This window comes from Nocardia sp. NPDC049220, assembly GCF_040647855.1.
Taxonomy (GTDB): Bacteria; Actinomycetota; Actinomycetes; order Mycobacteriales; family Mycobacteriaceae; genus Nocardia.
This window is the reverse complement of sequence record NZ_JBEZDA010000010.1, coordinates 45,795-68,630: the sequence shown is the minus strand read 5'-3', so window position 1 is coordinate 68,630 and position 22,836 is coordinate 45,795. Positions and strand designations below refer to the sequence as shown.

Sequence of the window (22,836 nt, the reverse complement as noted above, 5' to 3'; positions counted from 1 at the left end):
CGTCGGACTTGTCGAGCTCGCAGATCTCCTGCGACACCAATGCGAACGCTAAGACGCGGATCGTCGACAATACTACGCACTTGCTACGGATAATTGCGATTACAAAGCCGTCGGCAGGCGGCTCGCGGCTGCCATCGAGTCCATGCGATTGGCGTATTCATCGAATGGCCGAGTAGATACACCCAGCCTGGCTGACCGAGACAGAATGGTGACTTCTTTGCTGCAGACCACCCTCAACAACGGCCATTCTATGCCCATGTTGGGCTTAGGGGTATCTGGGATGTACGGTGCGGACGCGGTCCGCGCCATACGCTCGGCCCTCACCATTGGTTATCGGCTCATCGATACGGCTGCCATGTACGACAATGAAGCAGCCGTCGGGCGGGCGGTTCGCGAAAGTGGGATCGGCCGTGCGGAAATATTCGTTACCACCAAGGTAAAGGATACATACCAAGGCTACGACAGTACGATTCGAGCGTTCGAGGAGAGTCTGAACAGAATTAATTGCGGTTATATTGATTTGTATTTGCTACATTGGCCCAGCCGTTCACATAGGAGAGAAATGTGGAGGGCGATGGAGACCTTGCACCAACAGGGAAGAATTCGGAGCATAGGCGTCTGTAATTATCCTATCCCCCTGTTGGAAGAATTTCAAGACTATGCTGATATAGTGCCGGCGGTCAATCAAGTCGAATTTAGTCCGTACCTTTACTCCGAAGACCTTTTGAGATATTGCCAGGGTCAGGGGATTCAATTACAGGCTTACAGTCCGTTGACGCAAGGCAAACGTCTCGATGACCCCAGGCTGATCGCGACAGCGATCAAATACGGGAAGACCCCGGCTCAAATCATGCTACGCTGGATTCTCCACCATGGAGTCTCGGCTATTCCAAAGTCGAACAACGTGCGTCGCTTGCGCGAAAATCTTGACATTTTCGATTTCGATCTGCTGCCTGAAGACCTTGCTCGGCTAGATGGATTTCATGAGGGCCTCAGAATATTCGATGACCCAATGAACTACATTTAGTCGTGCAGCTTGCGACCGTACGCATGCTCGAATAGACACGGCCGCCGTTGCGGCCGCTGGAAAAGCATCAACTTTGTGGCCGAGAACGGCTGCCGGTGATCACCGACGCCCCGCGTGCGCCCGTCCCGATACCGAGGTCGAGTTGCTGCTGACCGGCGTGCAGTTTCTCGCGCGACGCCTCGAGCGGCGCGGCAAGGTCACCATCGGTATGCGCGGAGCCGAGATGCTCGAGCACCTTGTTTCGGCGGCGCTGCTTGGCCGCGATCTGCACCGCTGTCGCCCCCGAGGCGGTGCGAACCTTCCGGATATAGGCGGCCATGGGCCGGATTCTACCGACCGATTAGTGTGCCCCCTCTCCGAACCACACCCCTGTCACCAGCGCAGAGACTCCATACATCCCGAAAAACCCCTAACCCTGGCGCAACTCAGGTTAGGCAAGTCGAATTATCACAATTCAGGGCACCTTTCGCCATTCACGGCAGCCGAAGTATCAATCGCCGCGAATGGCGCAGGCTAGCGTGACGGCTCTGGTTGCGGCGCCCCAGCAAGCATCTCGATGAATCCGCACAAGATTGGCTGAGACTAGACACCAACCGTCCGTGGGAGCGTGTCCAGGTCGGCGATCGCAACGGGCTGGCTACTCCCCCACGATCAGCACTGTGCGTTCGTGGAGGTGTGCGTAGTGGTCGAGTCCCCCTCCCGTCTTGACCCCCACCGAGACATGTCACGCAAGCGGATCCTCACCCGCGCGCCGCGGTCTTGGAGCGCCGTCCGCCAAGGCCGCTCCAGAGTGCTCAGAAACCAGGCAGCGCTCCAACCATGTCGATTGCCAGCAATTAGCTGTCGTGAAAAACTGTCGGCGTGTCGGCGCGACGACACGCCGGAAGTCATGTTCGTCGTGCGTGGCCACGCCGGTCGCGGAAGCGGTTGATGCTCGGACGTCATGCCGGTGGTGGACTGCTGATTGGCCGATCAATTGCGTCTGAGCGACGCACCATCAGCCGCCCCTTTGGGGTCCGCACGCCACGACCGTACTCATCAAGGACGGCGGCAGCCATCGGCGCTCGTAGAGCATCACTTTCTGACACTGAAAGCGTTCCCGCCTGTGACCGTTTTTGTGACCGTTTTGAGCGTGACGGGCCGGTATCAAGCTGATCTCCAGTGATTACAGAGGCCCCTCACCTGGTGTCCCTGGCGAGGGGCCTCAATTCGAAAAGAGCTGTCAGAAGCTACTTTTCAATCACTGAACATCACTCACTTGTACGTGCCCTTGGCCTCCCGACGCCGCCGGTGCAGGATCGGCTCGGTGTACCCGTTGGGCTGCCTGGCGCCCAACAGGATCAGTTCCTTGGCCGCCTGAAAGGCAATGCTGCCCGCGAAGTCCGGTGCCATGGCGCGGTAATTCGAGTCACCGGCATTCTGCCGGTCCACGACCGGCGCCATCCGCTCCAGACTGGCCACCACCTGGTCGCCGGTGACGATGCCGTGACGCAGCCAGTTGGCCATGAGCTGGCTCGAAATGCGTAGGGTCGCACGGTCTTCCATAAGCGCGACGTCCTTGATGTCGGGCACCTTGGAGCAGCCGACACCCTGGTCGATCCACCGCACGACATAACCGAGGATGGATTGCGAGTTGTTGTCCAGCTCCTGACGCTTCTCCTCGTCGGTCCAGTTCGGTGCGGCGGCCAGCGGGATTTCCAGGATCTGATCGATGGTGGCGCGGCGGCCGCCCTTGGCGATCTCCCGCTGCCGTGCGAACACATCGACCAAGTGGTAGTGCGTCGCGTGCAGCGTGGCCGCGGTAGGCGATGGCACCCAGGCGGTGTTCGCGCCCGCCTTGGGGTGGCCGATCTTTTGCACCAGCATGTCGGCCATCAGGTCCGGCATGGCCCACATCCCCTTGCCGATCTGCGCCTTGCCGGGCAAGCCCGCGGCCAGGCCGGTGTCGACGTTGCGGTCCTCGTAGGACAGGATCCACTGTTGGGACTTCATGTCGGCCTTGCGGACCATCGGCCCGGCCTCCATGGAGGTGTGGATTTCGTCGCCGGTGCGGTCCAGGAAGCCGGTGTTGATGAAGACGACGCGCTCGGCAGCGGCCGCGATACATGCCGCAAGGTTCACTGTGGTGCGGCGCTCCTCGTCCATGATGCCGACCTTGAGCGTGTTGCGCTCCAGTCCGATCACGTCCTCGATCCTGGCGAAAAGCTCGTCGGTGAACGCGACCTCGTCCGGGCCGTGCATCTTCGGCTTCACGATGTAGACCGAGCCGGTGCGGCTGTTCTTCAGCGCGGTGTCGTCGCCGAGGCTGTGCTTGGCGACCAGCGAAGTGATCAGGCCGTCCAGGATGCCTTCGGGCACCTCGTTGCCCTGGGCGTCGAGGATCGCGTCGGAAGTCATCAGATGTCCGACGTTGCGCACGAACATCAGCGAGCGGCCGTGCAGCACGAGTTCGCCGCCGTCCAGCCCGGTGTATACCCGGTCGGGGTTCATCGTGCGCGTGAAGGTCTTCTCGCCCTTGGTGACCACCTCGGTCAGGTCACCTTTCATCAGCCCCAGCCAGTTGTGGTAACCGAGCACCTTGTCCTCGGCGTCCACGGCGGCAACCGAATCCTCGAAGTCCATGATCGTGGTGACGGCCGATTCGAGCACGACGTCCTGCACGCCGGCGGTGTCGGTGCTCCCGATCGGCGATCGCGGGTCGATCTGGATCTCGATGTGCAAACCGTTGTGCTGGAGCAGGACCGAACTCGGGGACTCCGGATCGCCGAGGTAACCGACCAGCTGCGAGGCGTCGGCGAGGCCGATACTGGTGCCGTCCTCCAGGCCGACCTCCAGCTCACCGTCGACGATCTTGTAGAACGTCGAACCGATGTGCGATCCGGTGATCAGGGTGACCGAGTCGTCAAGGAAGTTGCGCGCCCACTCGATGACTTTGTCCCCGCGCACTTTGTTGTAGCCGACACCCTTCTGTGCGCCGTTCGCCTCGGGGACGGCGTCGGTGCCGTACAGCGCGTCATAGAGCGAGCCCCAACGGGCGTTCGCGGCGTTGATCGCGAAGCGGGCGTTCATCACGGGCACCACGAGCTGTGGGCCCGCGGTGGTGGCGATCTCGTCGTCCACGTTCTGCGTCGCGATCTGGAACTCACCCGGCTCGGGGCGCAGGTAGCCGATCTCGGTCAGGAACTTCTTGTAGGCGGCCTTGTGGTAATTCGCGCCGGGATGCTCCGCGTGCCAGGCGTCGATCTTGCCCTGGATCTCGTCGCGTTCGGCCAGCAGAGCACGATTGCGCGGCGCGAGATCGGTAATGACTCGCTCGGCGCCCGCCCAGAATCCGGCGGAATCCACGCCGGTACCGGGAAGCGCCTCGTTCTCGACGAACTCGTGGAGAACGCTGGCAACCTGGAGCCCGCCGACCTGAATCCGCTTTGTCATCTACTGCCTCACTTCTGAGAAAGCCGGGTGGAAAGACGCAACCATGTTACCCGTCGGTAGATAAGGCCTGCGTCGGGCGGACACCTCGTCTGCCCATTCTGTGTCGCCACGCCGTTCGTGAGCTGGTCGTTCACCGGGCGGATCGCGTGGGTGTCGGCGGTCGGCCCGACAACCCCTCGATCGTACCGCGCGGTATATTTAATGTACTGATCGGAACATTTCGACCACAACGGGAGTCCGGGTGTCGCTCACAGACAGAGTCGTCGTTGTGACCGGAGGTAGCCGGGGCCTCGGTAAGAAGATGGTGCTCGCCTTCGCAACTCTGGCGGATCCTGCGGGACTACATCGAACTGATGCTCGTCGAGGCCGAGCAGATCGCCGAGGGCGGCGACGATCCGGTCACCAAACTGCGCGCACTGATCCATAGCCATGTCCGGCTGATCATCCGCCACCAGCGCGAGGTCACCATCCAGTTGCGCGATGTCGGCGCGCTGACCGGCATGTGCGCAACCGAACTGCAGGACCTGCGCGACCGGGTCCAGCACTGCTGGCAACGTGTCCTCGACGCGGGCCACGCTGAGGGATTGCTGCGCACCAACGACCATGTGGTGACCAACGGCATGCTCGGCATGCTGAACATGGTGACGTTCTGGTACCGCCCGCACGGCGACCACTCTCCCGGCGAGATTTCCGAAATTCTCGCGTCCGCCCTCCTCGACGGCGTCGTGCGCGCCACCGAGCAAGTCTGAAAGGCTGATTATGGCTTGGGATTTCGAAACCGACACCGAGTACCAGAGGAAGCTGGACTGGGCGACGGAGTTCGTCCGGACCGAGGTGGAACCGCTCGACCTGCTGTATCCGAACCCCTACGACCGCACCGACCGCGAAGCCATGGCGCTGATGCGTCCGCTCGCGGAGCAGGTCAAGGAGCAGGGCCTCTGGGCCTGTCATTTGGGGCCGGAACTAGGCGGTCCCGGCTACGGGCAGATGAAGCTCGCGCTGCTCAACGAGGTACTGGGTACCTCGATCTGGGCGCCGTCGGTATTCGGCTGCCAGGCACCGGATTCCGGGAACGCGGAAATCCTCGCGCACTACGGCACTCCGGAGCAGAAGGCGACCTACCTGGCGCCGCTGCTGGCTGGTGAAATCGGCTCCTGCTATGTGATGACCGAACCGACCGGCGGTTCGGACCCCACGCTGTTCACGACTCGCGCGGTGCTCGACGGCGACCACTGGGTGATCAACGGAGAGAAGTGGTTCAACTCGAACGCACAGTTCGCCGCGTTCCACATCGTCATGGTGGTGACCGACCCCGAGGTCAGTCCCTACCGGGGCATGTCGATGTTCATCGTGCCCGCCGGCACGCCCGGCCTCGAAATCGTGAAAAATTTCCATGTCGCGGGCTTCAGCGAGCACGAGGGCCACCTGCGGTTCACCGACGTCCGCGTTCCTGCCGACCATCTGCTCGGCGCCGAAGGGAATGGCTTCGTCGTCGCGCAGACCCGTCTGGGCGGCGGCCGAGTTCATCACGCGATGCGAACGGTCGCCCTGGTGCGCAAAGCGTTCGACATGATGGCCGAGCGCGCGGTATCTCGTCCGATGCGCGACGGCACGCTGGCCGGACTGCAGATGACCCAGGAACGCATCGCCGACAGCTGGATCGAGATGGAGCAGTTCCGGCTGCTGGTGCTGCGCACCGCGTGGCGCATCGACAAGGAGCAGGATTACCGCAAGGTGCGCAAGGACATCGCCGCCATCAAGGTCGCCATGCCCAAGGTGATGCACGACATCGCCCAACGCCCGCTGCACCTACACGGCGCGATCGGCGTCAGCCAAGATCTGCCGTTCGTGGACATGCTCGGTTACGCCGAGGTGATGGCCATCGCCGACGGCCCGACCGAGGTGCACAAAATCACCCTCGCGAAAGAGGTCCTGAAGGACTACGCGCCCGCCGACCCGGTGTATCCGAGCGGCTATCGCCCCACTCTGCGGAAGAGGGCGCGTGAACTAGTCGCCGAGCGCTTGGAGCGCGTCATCGGGAATTTGTGAGCACGGCTGCCTGTCCGCCCGCCTCCCGCGCCGAGCACGCCCAGTTCAGCGGCCGGGTTCTGCTCGGACACGCACCGATCGCGGGACACCGTCGCCGCGTGCCTCACTCCTCTGATCGAGGTATGTGGCCGGTCCCGGGCTGCGACCGGTCAGCACGGCGACCGAGGACTGCCCGAGCAGAGCTGGCTCCGTAAACGCGATCACACGTGCACCGACCCGGGTAGTTCGAAGCGCCGAGGGCCACGTCCCTCCTTTGTCGACATCGATTCGGCGCAGTTCACCGGCGTCGCATCCGGTGCGATGTCTCGTTCGACGTGGCAGAACTACGACCGAGCCAGCCCGCGATCGGTGCGCCCGGTCGCCGCATCGCCGAAAATGACCCGACAGCGACGGGGGCGTTGTGCCACCATGTGATTGACGATGACCACCGCATCGAAGCTGGTCACCCGAGTAGTGGAGAGGAGGGGCGGCAGTGCATCCGGAACAGACGAATCCAAGGTATCCCGACATGGCACCGTGGCTGTCGACCGCGGACGACGCGTTCGGCAAGCAGTCGTGCGTCATGCACGACGGACCGGACGACAGCCGCCTCGATGCCCTCGGCTGATACCGCCGCATTCCCCCTCATCACTCACTCTTTTGTACGAAACATGGTGATTCCCATGCCGTTCCGCTGTGCCGCCGATCAGGTCGTGCCGACCACCGACAACTGGACAAACACCGGAGTGGTCGTCCTCAACGCCTCCTACGAGGCACTGGATGAGATCACTGCCGACCGGGCCGTCGTCCTGCTCATCGCCGGTGCGGCGGAGACGGTCGTGGTCCGCGACCCCCGGTTCCCGATTCGGTCACGGCATCTGGAACTCGCTCTGCCGGAGACGATTCGGTTGCTGCGCTATGTGTACATCGAGCACAGCCCGCTGCGGCTCGACGACAGTCGTGCGACGTCGGCCGGCGTGTTGCGCCGAGACAACCACCGGTGCGGCTACTGCGCGGAATGGGCCCGGACCGTAGACCACATCCGGCCGCGATCGCGGGGCGGCCCGAATACCTGGAGCAATCTGGTGGCCTGCTGCGCGCCATGCAACACGGCCAAGGCCGACCGCACCCCGGAAGAGGCGAGCATGCGCCTGCTCTGGGAGCCGCGGGCACCCCACCACCAGGCCAGGCAGCAACGGCGGATCTGGAAGCAACTCGCCGCCACCTGACCACGTTCCGAGGAAGGAGAAGATCGCGATGACGTACCCCGAGACAACCACCGTCGCCGAGTCGACCTTGGCCGAGCTGCTCCCACTCTCGGATTCCCGAGCGTGGCACCGCGCGGCCTGCCGTGGCGACCCGAACCACGAAGCCTGGTTCCCGTACCCGTCGCAGGATTTCGATTACGCCCGCGCAGTCTGCGCGGCCTGTCCGATCCGAGACGCGTGTGGTGAGTTCGCCGCGCGCACCGGCCAGTCCGGTGTCTGGGGCGGCCACGAGTTCGACCGAGGACGCGTAATCCGCCTGTGATCCTCCACCCGCGCACGACGGCAGGTACGTCGATGAGCCGCGCACCGACCGACTGGCAAAACAGGGAGCCTCGCCAAGCCCGTCGCGCCGGGGCCCATACACTGAGCGCGTGGGCACTCATCGCAGCGGAGCCAGGTCCCGGGGCGTCAGCAAAGGTCCGGTTATCGCAGTGGTTGTCGTTGCCTTGTTGGTTGCGGCCGTTGTCGGCTGGTTTCAACTGCGCGATCGGGCGGCCGATCAGGACAGCGCTGCGGCGGCCGAGTGCGTGGAGGGGCCCGCGACGCTGTACGTGACCGCAGATCCGGAGATCGCGACGCAGGTCAGGGCGGCCGCGGACGGTTACAACTCGACCAAACCTCGGGTGCGCGACCATTGTGCGCAGATCGCGGTGACCACGCAGCCCTCCGCTGCCCTCGTCGCCGCGTTCACCAGCGGCAAAACCTGGGATCCGGCGCTCGGCCCACAACCTGCGCTGTGGATCGCCGATTCGTCCCGCTCCATCGAGGCGATGCGAGTACCCGGGCTGATCGAGGGCACTCCCGCGCCGGTCGCCGGAAGCCCGATCGTGCTGGCTGTGCCGGAGGATTTGCGCCGCGCGCTGGAGCAGGCACAGATCAGCTGGGCGGATCTGCCACGACTGCAACAAGGATCGCTCGGCGAACTCGGACTGACCGGTTGGGGTGGCCTGCGAATGGCGCTCCCGCCCGGGGACCCCACGCTCGCCGCGGCCACCTCAGTCGGCGGCATGGTGTCGGGCACGGATCCGCTCACCACGGAGGAGGCGCAATCTGGTCAGGTGGTCGCCGCCGTTTCGGGGCTGGCCGCGGGCGCCCCCGAGGCGTCTGACACCGCTGCCGCGCTCTCCGCCATCGCGGGGACGCAACAGGCACCGATTCATGCGGTCGCCGCTACCGAACAGCAATTGAAGACCCGGCCCGAAGTGGCCGCGTTCCATCCCACCGGGGCCGCGCCGACGGCGGATTACCCGGCCGCACTGATGTCCGGCCCATGGGTGGACAAGACACAAAATCTCATCGCGGGGCTGTTCCGCGATTATCTGCGAGCCCCGAGTCAGGCACAGAACTTCCTCGCGGCCGGATTCACCACCGCACCGCCTGCCGCGGTCGCCGCGCCACCGCGCGCCGCCCTCGACAAGGTGGTGGCCACGCTCGCAAAGCCCGTTCTCGGCGTGCAGTCCACGGTCCTGATCGACGTCTCGGCCTCGATGGCGACCCCCGAGGGCGCCATGACACGGCTGACGAATGTGATCGGCGCGCTGAACTCCACGATGACCGTCATGCCACCCGACTTCGGCCTCGGTGTCTGGACCTTCGGTAAGAACCTCGACGGCACCATCCCGTATCAGGTGCAGGCCGCCACCGCGCCGCTCACCACCGACCAGCGCACGCAGATCAGCACCGCCCTCGGCAACGTCCACGCCGGCGAGCCACGGGCAGACCAGGCCTACCCCTCGTTGATCGCCGCTTTCAAGAGCGCCATCGCTGGATACAAGCCTGGCCTGACCAACTCGGTGCTGCTGATCACCGACGGACCCGATGACGACTCCACCGTCACCGGAGCAAAGCTGGCGGCCGACATCACCGCCGCGATCAACCGCGACCGCCCAGTTCGGATCGATATGATCGTCATCGGCGGCAATGGCAGCAGCAACCAAACCCTGCAAGACCTGGCGCGACAGACCGGCGGCAGCTACACCCGCGTCATCACCTCCGACGACCTCAGCTTCGGCTCCGCCGTCGTCAAGGCGCTCACTACGCCCTGACCGACCGTGACTGCGCGACCGAGCCTAGCTCTATACCGACGTCGCGCGCCGTGCGCGAACGCGGTTTGAGCCGTTCACGCTCAGTCGGCGTAAGCCTCCAGCGGCGGGCACGCGCACACCAGGTTTCGGTCGCCGTATGCCCCGTCGATCCGGCGGACCGGCGGCCATACCTTGGCTCGGGCATGCGTGCGGCCGCGTGGATAGACGGCAACCTCACGACTGTAGGGATGCTCCCATTCGCCCACCAGTGACGCCGCGGTGTGCGGCGCACCGCGCAGCGGGTTGTCGGTCACCGGCCACACGCCCGCGTCCACCTGATCGATCTCCGCGCGGATGGCGATCATCGCCTCGATGAAATCGTCCAACTCGGCGAGATTCTCGCTTTCGGTCGGTTCCACCATCAGTGTGCCTGCCACCGGGAAACTCATGGTCGGCGCGTGAAAACCGTAGTCCGCGAGGCGCTTGGCCACGTCGTCGACCGTGACACCGGTCCGCGTGGTGATCTCGCGCAGATCGAGGATGCACTCGTGCGCGACCATGCCGTGCTCTCCGGTGTAGAGCACCGAGAAGTACTCATCCAACCTGCGGGCGATGTAGTTCGCCGACGCGATCGCCGACAGCGTGGCCCTGCGCAAGCCGTCGGCACCCATCATGCGGATATAGGCCCAGGTGATCGGGAGGATCGACGCCGAACCATACTCGGCCGCCGAGACCGCGTGCGATCCCGCCTGCAACGGATCGCCAGGCAGATACCGGGCCAGATGCGCGCGCACCGCGACCGGACCGACGCCAGGACCACCGCCACCATGCGGAATGCAGAAGGTCTTGTGCAAATTGAGATGGCTTACGTCGCCGCCGAACCGGCCCGGACGGGCGACGCCGACCAGAGCGTTCAAGTTCGCGCCGTCCACATAGACCTGACCGCCCGCATCGTGCACGAGCGCGCACAACTCGGCGACCTCGTGCTCGTACACGCCATGCGTGGATGGGTAGGTGATCATGATGCAGGCCAGCCGGTCGGCGTGGTCGGCGATCTTGGCGCGCAGGTCGTTCAGATCGACGTCCCCGTTGTCGCGGCACTTCACCACCTCGACGCGCAGCCCGGCCATGGCCGCGGACGCTGCGTTGGTGCCGTGCGCGCTGGACGGGATGAGGCAGGTGTCGCGATGACCGTCGCCGCGGTCCAGATGATACCGGCGGATCGCCAGCAGGCCGGCGTACTCGCCCTGACTGCCCGCGTTCGGCTGCAGACTCACCGAGTCGTAACCGGTGATATCCGACAGCCAGCCCTCCAGATCCGCGATCACCTTCAGCAGACCTGGCACGTCGTCGACCGGCGCGTACGGGTGCATACGAGCGAAGCCGGGCCAGGTGATGGCCTCCATCTCCGCGGTGGCGTTGAGTTTCATGGTGCACGAGCCGAGCGGAATCATGCTGCGGTCCAACGCGATGTCCTTGTCGGACAGCGAACGCAGATAGCGCAGCATGGCCGTTTCGGTGTGGTACTTCGTGAACGCGGCGTGGGTCAGGAACTCCGATGTCCTGGTCTCGATCGCGGCGACCGGGGCCGGCGCGCCCTGTTCGGAGGACATTGCGGTGCCGAAGGATTCGAGCACAGCCACGACGTGCGCATCGGTGGTCGCCTCGTCACAGGCGATGCCGACGTGGTCGGCATCCACGAGACGCAGATTGATCCCACGCGATTTCGCCTTCGCCACCACGGCTTCCGCGCCGCCGGGCACATGGGCGAGCACAGTGTCGAAGAAGGCGTCGTGCACGACGGCGCCGTCCAGCCCCGCCGCGATCGCCGCGGCATGCCGGTGCACCCTGCGGGCGATCGCACGCAAGCCGTCGGCACCGTGGTAAGACGCGTACATCGCGGCCACGATCGCCAGCAGCACCTGCGCGGTACAGATGTTGGAGGTCGCCTTCTCACGACGGATGTGCTGCTCGCGGGTCTGCAACGCGAGCCGATAGGCCACGTCGCCGTCCGCATCCACCGAGACGCCGACCAGGCGACCGGGTAGCTGACGGGCCTGTGCCCGGCGAACGGCCAGATATCCCGCGTGCGGGCCACCGAAGCCGAGCGGAACACCGAAACGTTGGGTGGTGCCGAAGCACACGTCGGCGCCTTGGTCGCCGGGCGGCGTGATCAGCGTCATTGCCAGCAGATCCGCCCCCACCGCGACCAGCGCACCGCGCTCGTGCGCCGCGCTGATCATGCCGGTCCAGTCCACGATGCGGCCGGAGGCACCGGGCGACTGCGCAAGCACACCGAAGAACTCACCGTCGGGCAGCACGTCCGCGGACAGGTCCGCCTCGACGATCTCGAGGCCGAGCGGCTCCGCCCTGGTATGCAGCACGGTCCTGGTCTGGGGGAACAGATCGGTGTCGATCAGAAAGCGCGTGGACTTGGACCTGCTCGCGCGATGCAGCAGCGTCATCGCCTCGGCCGCGGCCGTGGCCTCGTCCAGCATGGATGCGTTGGCGACATCCATCGCGGTCAGCTCGGACACCATGGTCTGGAAGTTGAGCAGCGCCTCCAGCCTTCCCTGGCTGATCTCCGGCTGGTAGGGGGTATAAGCGGTGTACCATGCCGGGTTTTCCAGCACATTGCGCACCAGCACCGGCGGGGTCAGCGTGTCGTAGTAGCCGAGGCCGATCATCGAGGTCGCCACGGTGTTCGCCTGGGCAAGCGCCGCCAACTCGGCGAGTGTCTCGTGCTCGGTGGCCGCCGCGGGCAGTCCGGCCAGGCCGGCGCCGTCCAGGATGCTGGCGGGCAGCGCCTTCGCAGCGAGGTCATCGAGCGACGGTACGCCGATGACGTCCAGAATCCGGGCGAGTTCGCTCCGGTCCGGTCCGATATGACGATCGGCGAATGAGCGTGTCACGACAAAACTCCCAAGGTCGGGCGGGGTCGACCACATGGTCGACAAGTACCGGCCCTCCCCCTCTGTCGTGGTGCCTGAGAGATTCGGGTGCCGCGACCGACGCGAACCCTTTCCCCATGGGCGGGCAGCTCGAAGCCACCGCTTTCCAGAGGCGTCGAAGCCCGCACGGTCCCTGTTGCCTGAGAGATTGACGGGGAGGTGCTGCTCCTTCGGCGCCCGGACTCATGTCGAGACCGGGACTCTCCCGCACGGCGGCGACGCAGCCTCAGTTTATGCCGACGCGACACCGCGGCGCGCCACGAGACCCCCGCAGCGCCATGTCGTTCTCGTCACTCGCCGACCGCCCGCAATCCGGCATCAGATCGCCAGACCATCGCGCAACCGGGTCGCCGCGAGCATGATCACCTCCGCTTGGATCCCGACCAGGCGTGGAAGCGGCACCGGCACGCCGGGCGCGTTGTGCTCGATCTCGGCGCACCACCCGTCGAAGACCGCGGCGAACCGGTCACGTTCGGCCGCCAGTATCGGCGATCCGGCGCGCCGATATTCCGTGTCGAGCAACCGCAACAGCATGCCACCGAGCCGCAGGCGCATCATGGCCGTCCAGTCGTACTGGTGGACGAAGATCTCGCCGCGGGTCGCGATCCGGTTCCGGCTCGCCACCACCTGCCTGCTCACCGCGAGACCGGGAAGCCTGGCGACCAACGCGCGTACCGAACGCTCGAACGGGCTGCTGCCGCTCAGCCGATCGGAGACCCGGGCAAGCACGTCGGACACGACCTCGGCCAGGGCGGCGAAGTCGGCTGCCGTGGCGTCGAGCAGGTCACCGAGAATACAATCGCCCGCTGAGCCGTCGCCGATCCGCGGATCGACCCACAACGGCAACTCGCACACCAGAATCGCCGTGCCGTAGCGCGCCACGTAGTCCCGGCAGCCGCCGCCCCCCAATGCCGCGACCGCATCGACGCCCTGTCCTGCGAGTCGGTCGGCCATCGCGTCGAACCGCGGCAGTTCGAAAACGCCATGCGCCAACGTCCGCGCACCTGGTGTGTCGGGCTGGCCGTAATAGATCGGCACCTCCGAGGCCGCTAGTCGGTCGGTCAGCGCCGACCAGTACTCCGGGTCACCGCCGGTGGTGTAGAAGAACCCCCCGCCGAACTCGGCATTGTGTAACGAAACGATCAGGGCCGGCCGGGTGCGGTCGATCAGCGTCATCAGCGCTCTCGTCTCCGGCAGGGGTACACCGACTCGAATGCCACGCCACGCGGTCGGAAAGCACCACTCTGGCTGTTCCACCGCGGGTGGGCGGTAGAAACCGCGCGCGACACCAGTTCTGGTGTGCGGACCCGCGAACCAGCCTTCGTTGAGCCGGGTCCCGTCCGGATCGACGCACAGCACGAAATGCCAGGTGGCCTCGACCGTGCTGGCATCGTCGCGCGCCATTCTGCCGAGCAGATGACGGATCGTGGCCATGCCGATCGGCTCGTTCGGGTGCGGATTGCCGAGCACCAGGATGTGCCGCGGTCCCGATCCGACCAGCACCTCGCGGATCGGATCACCGCCGCGTGATCGCCCGATCTCGGTAATCGATATTCGGCCCGGATGCGCGGCGGCCAGCACGTCAGCGAATCCGTTCAGTTCGTCCACCGTCGGGAATGCCTCAATGGGGTCGATCGGCCCCACCAGTCCGGCGATGTCGTGGCCGCCTTGCACGGCGCGACGCTCTATCGCGCTCATCGAGCAGCGGTTGACCTAGCCCGTTTTCCGATTCATCCGCGCCTTACGACGGAAAGACAGCTCGTCCTCCGGTCGTTCGGTGACTGCCGACGCCCGTTCCGCCGGGAAATTGGCGATCGCGCCGGTCAGTTCCCGCATGGCTCCGCTGACGGCGATACCGAACACCCCTTGCCCGCCTTGGAGTAAATCGACGACCTCTTCGGGCGAGGTGCACTCATAGACCGAGGTCCCGTCGGAGAAAAGGGTGATGCCGGCCAGATCCTGCACGCCGCGGCTGCGCAGGTGATCGACGGCGATACGGATGTTCTGCAGTGAAATGCCCGCGTCCAACAACCGCTTGACGATTTTGAGGACCAGGATGTCCTTGAACGAATACAGCCGCTGGCTACCCGAACCCGCGGCGCCACGGACCGACGGCACGACCAGACCGGTTCGCGCCCAGTAGTCGAGCTGCCGGTAGGTGATCCCGGCCACCTGGCATGCGCTGGGGACGCGATACCCGACTAGGTCGTCAGGCACCGAGTCGTCCGGGAACAGGCCTGGCTGTACCACATCCTGCGATTGCTCTGCCACTGACCACTCCCTTGCTTCGCCGACGCATTCCCAGCCTCATCGATGACCCGGCTCCGTTGGTGACCGAACCGTTGGTGGATTCGGCCGAAACGGGCGTGGCCCAACTGTCGAGATTACTCCCCTCGATTGTCCAGGGAGCGCCCTCATCGAGCCAAACGCGACGCGCGGTAAAAGTCTCGACCTCTACTTCAGCTATCGGTTGCCTTGAAGTCGTCAGGGGACACCGACTCGAGAAATTCCTTGAACTTTTCGACCTCGTCCTCACGCTCGTCCGGCATGACGAGGCCCGCTTCCTCCAGCACCGGCTCCTCGGCGTAGATCGGGCAACCCACCCGCAAGGCTATCGCCACCGAATCGGACGGACGTGCCGAAATACGCAAATCGTTGTCGAAAACCAAGTCCGCGTAGAAGGTGCCCTCCTGGAGATCAACGATCCTGACCTCCTTGAGCGTGTGCCCGAGTTCTGTGATGAGAACCTTGATCAGGTCGTGGGTCAACGGGCGGATCGGCGTCACCCCCTCCTGCTCGAGCACGATCGCTGTCGCCTCGGCCTGCCCGATCCAGATCGGCAGATACCGGTCTCCCGCCACCTCGCGGAGCAACAGCACGGGCTGGTTCTGTGGCTGTTCGACACGGATGCCGATCACGCGCATTTCGCTCATCGCACTGCCTCCCATACTCGCCGGCAGCCCGACATGACCGCTGTAGAACTCGCCGTACCACGAGTCTAGGCGAACCAGCACGGGTCCAGCGATCGGTGTGCACCGCCGCAATCGGCGTGTTGGATCGACGAAACCTACCGACCAGGAGCCGCCAGAGGCTCAACCCCCCAGCGAACTCCGGACCGAGGCCTTCACCAGACAGCTGTGCAATGTCAGCGACAACGCCGCGAGTTCACGCACCATCTCCTCGGCGCGAGCCCGGGCACCCGCATCGCGGCTCTTCGCGATCGGGGCGGCAATCTGCGCGACGAGCGCGGCTTCCCGGTCGGCGGCCAGCTTGAACGCGCGCAGATGCCGTGCCTCCAAACCGAATTCGGCCATCGCCCGCGCAGTCTTCGCCAGGGTGACCGCGTCGGCGTCGAAATACCCCGCGACACCCGGCGTGATCAGGTTGGCGCGGATCAGATCGTTGAGGAACCTGTCATCGATCTGGGCCTGGTCGAGCAGATCCGACCGAGTGAGCCGGATTTCGTGATCGAATCGCAGATCGTCCGGAGAGACCTCGCTCGGTACGACACCGAGCCGACGCGGCGGCGCCACGGGGCGACCGCCGCGTTCGGGACCGGCAGCGGACTGCTCGGACTCCGTCGGAACACGCCCGGACTCCGCGACACCGCCGTGACCGGGATGCGCTCGGGCACGGGCTTCCCGCACACCGAGCGTTGCCGCACCGCTGTCGATAGCCTCGAGTTGCTCCTTGATCACCTTCAGCGGTAGGTACTGGTCGCGTTGCGCGGTCAGTACAAACCGAAGCCTTTCGACATCTGCGATGGAGAACCTACGGTAGCCCGAGGGCGTCCGCTCCGGCCGAATCAGGCCCTCCGCTTCCAGGAAGCGGATCTTGGAGATGGTGACGTCCGGAAAATCGGGACGCAGCAGGTCGAGTACGGAGCCGATCGACATGCCTCCGCGAGCCCACTGCGCCGCACCGGTCACTGCGCCAGGTCCTTCATGACCCTGAGCCTTTCATGAGTGAGACCCAGCGCCGACGTGGTCATAGACTGCCCGCACCCGCCGACGTGTCCGTAACTTGCGCGCGCGGTCCCGTGAGGAACACCAGCCGGAACTTGCCGATCTGCACCTCGTCACCGTTCTGCAGCTCCGAGGAGTCCACCGGCTCCCGGTTCACATAAGTGCCGTTCAGGCTGCCGACGTCCACGACCTGGAACGAATCGTCGTCCTGACGGAACTCGGCGTGCCGACGGCTGACGGTGACGTCATCGAGAAAGATGTCACTGTCGGGGTGACGACCCGCCGATGTGGTCGGCTGATCAAGCAGGAACCGCGAGCCCGCATTCGGGCCGCGTTTGACGACCAAGAGGGCCGCGCCAACGGGCAGACCCTCGACCCCTTGGACCGGCTGCTCGCCGGTCGGCTCCCCGGAGCGCGACGCGTCGACCTCGTTCAGGAAATCCGCGCGGAAGACCGACGTTGTCTCGGCCGCGGTCTCCCCGTAACCCGGGTCTTTGTTCTCGCTCACCGTTTCTCTCCTCCTCGAACCTGATTATCACATGCAAGCAGGTGATGTTTGTGACATCACGACCTGCCGTCGAGTCCCTAGATTCCCGGCACAACCACCGGGTACATCTGTTGGCATTGACCGTACCCTGCCAGGCCGCACCCGTGCAGGTGGAACTGGCAAGGCTGCCTCAGCCCCCGATAACTGCTTGATAACCTGCGGCATCCAACAGTTCATCGAGCGTCGCATCCAGGCTCACCGCGTCGCTCACCTCCAACTCGAACAGCCATCCCTCACCGTAGGGATCGGTGTTCAAGGTCTCCGGCTCCGAGGTCAATTTCTCGTTCACCGCAACGACTTTCGCGCCCATCGGAGCGTAGATGTCGGACACGCTCTTGGTCGACTCCACCTCCGCGATGCTGTCCGAGGCGACCACGTCCGTGTCCGTCTCGGGCAACTGCACGAACACAACGTCACCGAGTTGAGACTGGGCGTAGTCGGTGATGCCCACCCGGACCCGGGTCGGGGCGATCCGGCGCACCCACTCATGCTCCTCGGTGTAGCGCAGATCCTCGGGGGTCTGGGTCACAGGCCGTCCTTTCGTTTGAACGTTGCAAGCAAACTCTATCGGCTATGCCGTGCGGTGTGACACTGCCGGTATCGCTCTCGCTACCGCGATGGCCCTGCCGGTGTACAGCATGCCGGTCCAGACGTAGACCGCCGTGCCCCAGATCAGTAATGCCCCGCCGAAGGCGCGCCCGAAACCGTCGCCCGCCCAGTCAATCTGCCCGGCCAGTAGCCAGGGCAGCGCCGACATCAGCGCGAAGGTGGCGGCCTTGCCCAGGTAGATCACCTCGGGCGGGGGCAGGTCGCGGCGCTTGTACACCGACAGCGTCGCGGTGAGCAGGACGTCTCGCCCGACCAGGATCACCGCCACCCACCACGGGACCAGGCCGCGGATCACGAAGGCAGCCAGCGTCGTGACCAGAAACAGCCGGTCCACGAACGGATCGAGCAACGCGCCCAGGCGCGAAGACTGGTCGAGCAACCGCGCGAGTTTGCCATCCAGGAAGTCGGTGACGCCGCTGGCGACCAGTAGCGCACATGCCCAGCCGTCGGCCCGCTGGACCAGCAGCAACCACAGGAAAAGCGGAACGCCGAGCAGGCGCAGCACGCTGAGCACATTCGGCACGGTCAGGATGCGGTCGGCAAAGACACCCTGCACCGCACCGTCGGCGCCTGCGCGCTCCCCGGGTTCCGTCGTGCCCGATTCGGTTGTCACGACCCCGTGCATACCGCACCGACCCGGCCGCCGCCATCTCCAGCGCCGATTTTTGCGAGATCCGTGCCCCCGGACGCCCTCCGCGAATGGTTTTCGCCACAAACCGACCGTGACAGAATGAGTATGAAATCATCTCACCCATCGGGGGTGCGCGAGAGGAAGTCATGTCCACATTCGATTACGACGTGGTGGTGATCGGTTCCGGCTTCGGCGGCAGCGTCAGCGCGTTGCGGCTCACCGAGAAGAATTATCGGGTCGGCGTGCTCGAGGCTGGTCGGCGGTGGAACGCGGAGGACATCCCCGCCACGAACTGGAATGTGCGCACATCGATCTGGGCGCCTCGGCTCGGCTGCACCGGCCCACAGCGAATCAGTCTGCTCGGCAAGTGCGCCGTATTCTCCGGGGTGGGCGTCGGCGGCGGCTCACTCATCTATGGCAATACCCTTTACGAACCGCTACCGAACTTCTATACCGACCGGCAATGGAACCACATCACCGACTGGCGCGCAGAGCTGGCGCCGTACTACGACCAGGCCAAGCGCATGCTCGGCGTCGCACCCAACCCGCGCATGACCCCGGCCGACGAGGTGATCCAGCAGATCGCCGAAGACCTCGATGTCGCCGATACCTTCCACCCCACCGACGTCGGTGTGTTCTTCAACGAGAGCAATCCGGGCACGGAGGTCGACGACCCCTACTTCGGCGGCGCCGGGCCGCGGCGCAGCGGCTGCGTGCATTGTGCACGGTGCTTCACGGGCTGCCCGCACAACGCCAAGAACACCACCACCACCAACTACCTCTACCTGGCCGAGCAGGCGGGCGCGCAGGTGCATCCACTGACCACCGCCACCGCCGTGCGCCCGCTGCCCGGCGGCGGCTACGCGGTCGAGACCAAACGGTCCGACCGCTGGATCCGCAAGCAGCGCAGGACCTTCACCGCCGAACAGGTGGTGTTCGCGGGCGCCGCCCTCGGCACCCAGAAGCTGCTGCACAAGATGCGCGACGACGGCGTACTATCCCGCCTGTCGCCCCGGCTCGGCGAGCTGACTCGCAGCAACTCCGAGGCGATCCTCAACGTGGTGAGCCGCTCACGCAACGATTTCGCCGAGGGCGTCGCGATCACCTCCTCGATCCATCCGGAGGCCGACACCCACGTCGAGGTGTGTCACTACGGGAAGCGGCAGAATGCGCTGTTCCCGATGTCGGTGCCGATCGTGGACGGCGGCGCGTTCCGCTTCCTCCGGTTTCTGCTGGCGATCCTGCTGCACCCGCTCGTGTTCCTCCGCAGCCTCAACGCGCGGCACGCGTCGGAGAAGTCGGTGATCCTGCTGATCATGCAGTCACTGGACAACTCCCTGACCTCGTTCCGACGGCGCGGACGACTCGTGACCAGGCCGGGTACCGGTGCGCCGAACCCGACCTGGATCCCGCTGGCACACGACATCGGCCGCCGATTCGGCGCGAAGGTCGACGGCGACACCCACGGCCTGATCATGGATGTGTTCGGGATCCCGGCTACCGCGCACTACATCGGCGGCTGCGTCATCGGCGACTGCCCGGAAACCGGTGTGGTCGACCCGTACCAACGGGTGTACGGGCATCCTGGCCTGCACGTCGCGGACGGCTCCGCGGTGACCGCCAACCTCGGCGTGAACCCGTCGCTGACCATCACCGCGCAAGCCGAGCGCGCGATGGCGTTCTGGCCCAACCGGAACGAGCCCGACACCCGGCCGGAACTGGGATCGTCCTACTGTCGCGTCGCACCGGTGGCGCCGGCCCGTCCCACGGTGCCCGCTATCGCGCCTGGTGCGTTGCGACTGCCGATCGAGCCCGTCCTGCCCGCGATCCCCGTCGAGTGAGTCCGACGCCACATCGGTCCCCGCCGCGCAGTCGCTAGCGTGATTCATCGTGTCCGACAGTGGTATCGACCTACGCTCCTATGCGCCCGCGGAGCAGATTCGCGCCAGGGGCCGCGTGCTGCGCCAGCAGGTGTCTCCGCTCGCGCGCGACCGGGAGCCGACCAGCGTGCATCGTCCCGGCGTACCCGAGTTCGTCGAGGCGAGCAACGCGGGCAGACTGCCGCATCTGAGGCCACTGCGCGTCGGCCGGATGATCGCCTCGCCGTTCACCTTCTACCGAGGCGCGGCGGGGTTGATGGCGGCCGATCTCGCGGGTGGCCCGCACAGCGGGCTCGCCGCCCAGCTGTGTGGCGACGCGCACGCCGCCAATTTCGGCCTCTACGGCACCGCGCGCGGCGAAATCATCATGGACATCAACGATTTCGACGAGACCATCGCGGGCCCATGGGAGTGGGATCTGGAGCGTCTCGCAGCCAGTCTGGTACTCGCGGGCCGCGAGGGCTGTGCCGACGAGGACGATTGCCGTACGGCGGCCCGCGACGCGGCGCGCGCCTATCGCGCGACAGTCGACGCGCTGGCCGCCATGCCGTTCATGGCATCGTGGACCGCGCTACCCGACGAGTCGGTGATCACCCAGGCCAAGGCCGAGGCCCTGCTGGATGATTTCGCGAAGGCCGCGAAGAAGGCCCGCAAGAACACAAGCGCCAAGGTGGTAGCCAAGTGGACCGAGCACCTGGACGACCATGAGACCGGCATTCGCCGACACCGATTCATCAGCGACCCACCGATTCTCACCGCCGTCGAGGACCGCGTCGCCGCGGCGGTGATCGAAGGACTGGAGCGCTACGCAGAAACCCTGCGTGAATCCCGGCGCAACCTGATCGCCCGCTTCGCGGTGTCCGACATCGCGTTTCGCATTGTGGGCACCGGAAGTGTCGGGCTGCACACCTACATCGCGCTACTGCACGGCAACGACGGTGAGTCGCTGATCCTCCAGGTGAAGCAGGCCACCCCCTCGGTACTGGCCCCGTTTCTACCGACGGCCCCGACTCGGCACGAAGGAGAGCGGATCGTGCAAGGCGCGAGAATCGTTCAGTCCGAGACCGATATTCTGCTGGGTTGGACCTCGTTGGACCCGACCGGCGGCGGCACCGAATTGCCCTTCATCGTCCGGCAATTCCGCAATTCGAAGGGCAGCATAGACCCCACCGGCCTGCCCGCCAACGATCTCGACGACTACGGAAGGTTAGCGGGCGCACTGCTGGCCAGAGCCCATTCGCGTTCGCTCGACCCACGACTGCTGTCGGGGTACCTGGACGGTGACGAGCGCTTCGACGACTCGGTGGCGAATTTCGCGGTGCGCTACGCCGACCGCACCGAGGCCGACCACGCCGAGTTGGTCGCGGCGGTCCGCGCGGGCCGGATCGCGGCCGAACAACCGGATTAGTTCCGCCCGCAACACGCCCATTCTTGGCGTGGGCGCGGCGAACTCGGCGCGCGACCTCGTATCCTGTCCATTGTCGAGTGTCGACGAGAAGGGTGGTCGCCAATGCTCGTACGAGTCCAGAACGCCTCAGGCACCAATGCCGAGCGGGCTCTGATCGATTGGCTGCGCGCCTGGAAGGATCCCGCGAGTCCGCACGGCGTCGCGACCGTCCACTGCAGCCTGTTCCACCAGGACAAGTTGCACCAGTTCGACGCGGTGGTGTGGACGCCTAACAGTTGCGTGGTGATCGAGACAGAGGCGCTCGTCGCCCGGCAGGACGGCGTGCTGGAAGTCCCCCTCAACGCTGGGTGGACGATCAACGGTGAGCCCGCCGCGACCGAGCGCCGTGACCGCGGCACACCGCTGGAGAGGTCCCGCGAACACACCTTCGCATTGCAGAGCTGGCTCGCCGCCCGCGGACTCGGCCAGCGCGTAGTGCATGGTCTCGCGCTGATCGTCCCGTTACGCGGCGCCCAGTTGAAGATCGAGCAGGCGTGGACCGATCCGAGCTTCGACGTGATCATCGGCGACGACCCCGTTCGGCTCCAGCACTACTTCGACTCGCTTGCCGAGCAGGAGAGTTTCCTGTGGACGGCCAACGATATCGCCGTCGCGTTCCGTGGCCTCGGCATTCTGCCCTATCTGCCGGCGCCGCAGGAACTACTCAACGAGGGTTTTCTCGGTCCGATCGATATCACCCTCTGGCACGGCGGGCCGAATCAGGCGCAGGCCGAGGCCTACGCCCAGGAGTTGGCGCAGGCCGAACGGGAGGCGCAGAGCTCCCCGTTCGCCATCGAAGCGCCGTGGTACAGCCCGTGGAAGCTGTATCCGAGGGAATCCGGCGACCTCGATCTCGGCCGCACGTTCATGCGCACCGTCCTCGCGATCGGCATGATGATCGGCGCCGCCTGGATGCTGTGGTTCGTGGTCACCGCGATACTGACCTACGGCCCGGGCTGAGGGCGGACCTACTGCTACCGAGCCGGTTGTGCCCCTGGGCCTGGCGCGCAGCAACGAGAGTCGCGAG

19 protein-coding genes and 1 riboswitch are annotated in these 22,836 nt (G+C 65.4%); of the genes, 9 read left to right on the top strand and 10 right to left on the bottom strand.

Annotated elements, in window-relative coordinates:
• Positions 1 to 217 precede the first annotated feature (217 nt).
• On the top strand, positions 218 to 1,027 hold the full coding sequence (locus AB0C34_RS21165; protein WP_357075436.1) for an aldo/keto reductase: 810 nt from the start codon (positions 218 to 220) through the stop codon (positions 1,025 to 1,027).
• A 67-nt stretch (positions 1,028 to 1,094) separates the two neighbouring features.
• Here the strand turns inward: AB0C34_RS21165 and AB0C34_RS21160 are convergent, their stop codons facing one another.
• On the bottom strand, positions 1,095 to 1,346 hold the full coding sequence (locus tag AB0C34_RS21160; protein ID WP_357075433.1) for a hypothetical protein: 252 nt from the start codon (positions 1,344 to 1,346) through the stop codon (positions 1,095 to 1,097).
• A gap of 935 nt (positions 1,347 to 2,281) precedes the next feature.
• Positions 2,282 to 4,459, bottom strand: coding sequence for a malate synthase G (locus AB0C34_RS21155; protein WP_357075430.1), 2,178 nt, complete (start codon positions 4,457 to 4,459; stop codon positions 2,282 to 2,284).
• Between the two features lie 353 nt (positions 4,460 to 4,812).
• On the opposite strand from AB0C34_RS21155, the gene AB0C34_RS21150 reads away from it, so the two are divergent.
• The 5 genes from AB0C34_RS21150 (at position 4,813) to AB0C34_RS21130 (ending at position 9,800) form a co-directional block, all read left to right on the top strand.
• Positions 4,813 to 5,208 (top strand): hypothetical protein, encoded by a 396-nt coding sequence (locus tag AB0C34_RS21150; protein ID WP_357075427.1) that lies wholly within the window; start codon positions 4,813 to 4,815, stop codon positions 5,206 to 5,208.
• A gap of 10 nt (positions 5,209 to 5,218) precedes the next feature.
• Positions 5,219 to 6,508, top strand: coding sequence for an acyl-CoA dehydrogenase family protein (locus tag AB0C34_RS21145; RefSeq protein WP_357075424.1), 1,290 nt, complete (start codon positions 5,219 to 5,221; stop codon positions 6,506 to 6,508).
• A 650-nt stretch (positions 6,509 to 7,158) separates the two neighbouring features.
• A complete protein-coding gene (locus tag AB0C34_RS21140; protein WP_357075421.1) occupies positions 7,159 to 7,716 on the top strand; it encodes an HNH endonuclease in 558 nt (185 codons plus the stop codon).
• Between the two features lie 28 nt (positions 7,717 to 7,744).
• Positions 7,745 to 8,017, top strand: a complete 273-nt coding sequence (locus AB0C34_RS21135; protein WP_357075418.1) for a WhiB family transcriptional regulator — start codon at positions 7,745 to 7,747, stop codon at positions 8,015 to 8,017.
• 109 nt (positions 8,018 to 8,126) lie between these two features.
• Positions 8,127 to 9,800, top strand: a complete 1,674-nt coding sequence (locus AB0C34_RS21130; RefSeq protein WP_357075415.1) for a VWA domain-containing protein — start codon at positions 8,127 to 8,129, stop codon at positions 9,798 to 9,800.
• An 80-nt stretch (positions 9,801 to 9,880) separates the two neighbouring features.
• On the opposite strand, the gene gcvP is transcribed toward AB0C34_RS21130, so the two are convergent.
• From gcvP to AB0C34_RS21090, 8 genes are all read right to left on the bottom strand, one after another.
• Positions 9,881 to 12,727, bottom strand: coding sequence for an aminomethyl-transferring glycine dehydrogenase (gene gcvP, locus AB0C34_RS21125; RefSeq protein ID WP_357075879.1), 2,847 nt, complete (start codon positions 12,725 to 12,727; stop codon positions 9,881 to 9,883).
• 120 nt (positions 12,728 to 12,847) lie between these two features.
• A riboswitch (glycine riboswitch) is annotated at positions 12,848 to 12,948 on the bottom strand.
• A gap of 100 nt (positions 12,949 to 13,048) precedes the next feature.
• On the bottom strand, positions 13,049 to 14,428 hold the full coding sequence (locus AB0C34_RS21120) for a M14 family zinc carboxypeptidase (protein ID WP_357075411.1): 1,380 nt from the start codon (positions 14,426 to 14,428) through the stop codon (positions 13,049 to 13,051).
• Positions 14,429 to 14,443: 15 nt separating this feature from the next.
• Entirely contained in the window at positions 14,444 to 15,001 is a 558-nt protein-coding gene (locus tag AB0C34_RS21115) for a MerR family transcriptional regulator (protein ID WP_327115458.1), read from the bottom strand.
• A gap of 188 nt (positions 15,002 to 15,189) precedes the next feature.
• Positions 15,190 to 15,663 (bottom strand): bifunctional nuclease family protein, encoded by a 474-nt coding sequence (locus tag AB0C34_RS21110; RefSeq protein ID WP_357075408.1) that lies wholly within the window; start codon positions 15,661 to 15,663, stop codon positions 15,190 to 15,192.
• Between the two features lie 159 nt (positions 15,664 to 15,822).
• Positions 15,823 to 16,626, bottom strand: coding sequence for a MerR family transcriptional regulator (locus AB0C34_RS21105; protein ID WP_357075876.1), 804 nt, complete (start codon positions 16,624 to 16,626; stop codon positions 15,823 to 15,825).
• Between the two features lie 91 nt (positions 16,627 to 16,717).
• Positions 16,718 to 17,203, bottom strand: a complete 486-nt coding sequence (locus tag AB0C34_RS21100) for an FHA domain-containing protein (protein ID WP_357075405.1) — start codon at positions 17,201 to 17,203, stop codon at positions 16,718 to 16,720.
• Between the two features lie 169 nt (positions 17,204 to 17,372).
• A complete protein-coding gene (gene gcvH, locus AB0C34_RS21095; protein ID WP_357075402.1) occupies positions 17,373 to 17,771 on the bottom strand; it encodes a glycine cleavage system protein GcvH in 399 nt (132 codons plus the stop codon).
• 42 nt (positions 17,772 to 17,813) lie between these two features.
• On the bottom strand, positions 17,814 to 18,407 hold the full coding sequence (locus AB0C34_RS21090; protein WP_357075873.1) for a CDP-alcohol phosphatidyltransferase family protein: 594 nt from the start codon (positions 18,405 to 18,407) through the stop codon (positions 17,814 to 17,816).
• A gap of 221 nt (positions 18,408 to 18,628) precedes the next feature.
• On the opposite strand from AB0C34_RS21090, the gene AB0C34_RS21085 reads away from it, so the two are divergent.
• The 3 genes from AB0C34_RS21085 to AB0C34_RS21075 all read left to right on the top strand — a co-directional run bounded on the left by AB0C34_RS21085 (position 18,629) and on the right by AB0C34_RS21075 (position 22,769).
• Complete coding sequence (locus AB0C34_RS21085) at positions 18,629 to 20,323, top strand: GMC family oxidoreductase (RefSeq protein ID WP_357075399.1); 1,695 nt, start codon at positions 18,629 to 18,631, stop codon at positions 20,321 to 20,323.
• A gap of 49 nt (positions 20,324 to 20,372) precedes the next feature.
• Complete coding sequence (locus AB0C34_RS21080) at positions 20,373 to 21,770, top strand: DUF2252 domain-containing protein (RefSeq protein ID WP_357075396.1); 1,398 nt, start codon at positions 20,373 to 20,375, stop codon at positions 21,768 to 21,770.
• 102 nt (positions 21,771 to 21,872) lie between these two features.
• A complete protein-coding gene (locus AB0C34_RS21075) occupies positions 21,873 to 22,769 on the top strand; it encodes a nuclease-related domain-containing protein (RefSeq protein WP_357075393.1) in 897 nt (298 codons plus the stop codon).
• Positions 22,770 to 22,836 lie beyond the last annotated feature (67 nt).

Coding starts and splice junctions, on each gene's coding strand:
- AB0C34_RS21105 (WP_357075876.1), bottom strand. CDS start 16,626: ATGTCGATCGGCTCCGTACTCGACCTGCTGCGTCCCGATTTTCCGGAC.
- gcvP (WP_357075879.1), bottom strand. CDS start 12,727: ATGTGGTCGACCCCGCCCGACCTTGGGAGTTTTGTCGTGACACGCTCA.
- AB0C34_RS21135 (WP_357075418.1), top strand. CDS start 7,745: ATGACGTACCCCGAGACAACCACCGTCGCCGAGTCGACCTTGGCCGAG.
- AB0C34_RS21150 (WP_357075427.1), top strand. CDS start 4,813: ATGCTCGTCGAGGCCGAGCAGATCGCCGAGGGCGGCGACGATCCGGTC.
- AB0C34_RS21140 (WP_357075421.1), top strand. CDS start 7,159: ATGGTGATTCCCATGCCGTTCCGCTGTGCCGCCGATCAGGTCGTGCCG.
- AB0C34_RS21075 (WP_357075393.1), top strand. CDS start 21,873: ATGCTCGTACGAGTCCAGAACGCCTCAGGCACCAATGCCGAGCGGGCT.
- AB0C34_RS21110 (WP_357075408.1), bottom strand. CDS start 15,663: ATGAGCGAAATGCGCGTGATCGGCATCCGTGTCGAACAGCCACAGAAC.
- AB0C34_RS21120 (WP_357075411.1), bottom strand. CDS start 14,428: ATGAGCGCGATAGAGCGTCGCGCCGTGCAAGGCGGCCACGACATCGCC.
- AB0C34_RS21160 (WP_357075433.1), bottom strand. CDS start 1,346: ATGGCCGCCTATATCCGGAAGGTTCGCACCGCCTCGGGGGCGACAGCG.
- AB0C34_RS21155 (WP_357075430.1), bottom strand. CDS start 4,459: ATGACAAAGCGGATTCAGGTCGGCGGGCTCCAGGTTGCCAGCGTTCTC.
- AB0C34_RS21145 (WP_357075424.1), top strand. CDS start 5,219: ATGGCTTGGGATTTCGAAACCGACACCGAGTACCAGAGGAAGCTGGAC.
- AB0C34_RS21085 (WP_357075399.1), top strand. CDS start 18,629: ATGTCCACATTCGATTACGACGTGGTGGTGATCGGTTCCGGCTTCGGC.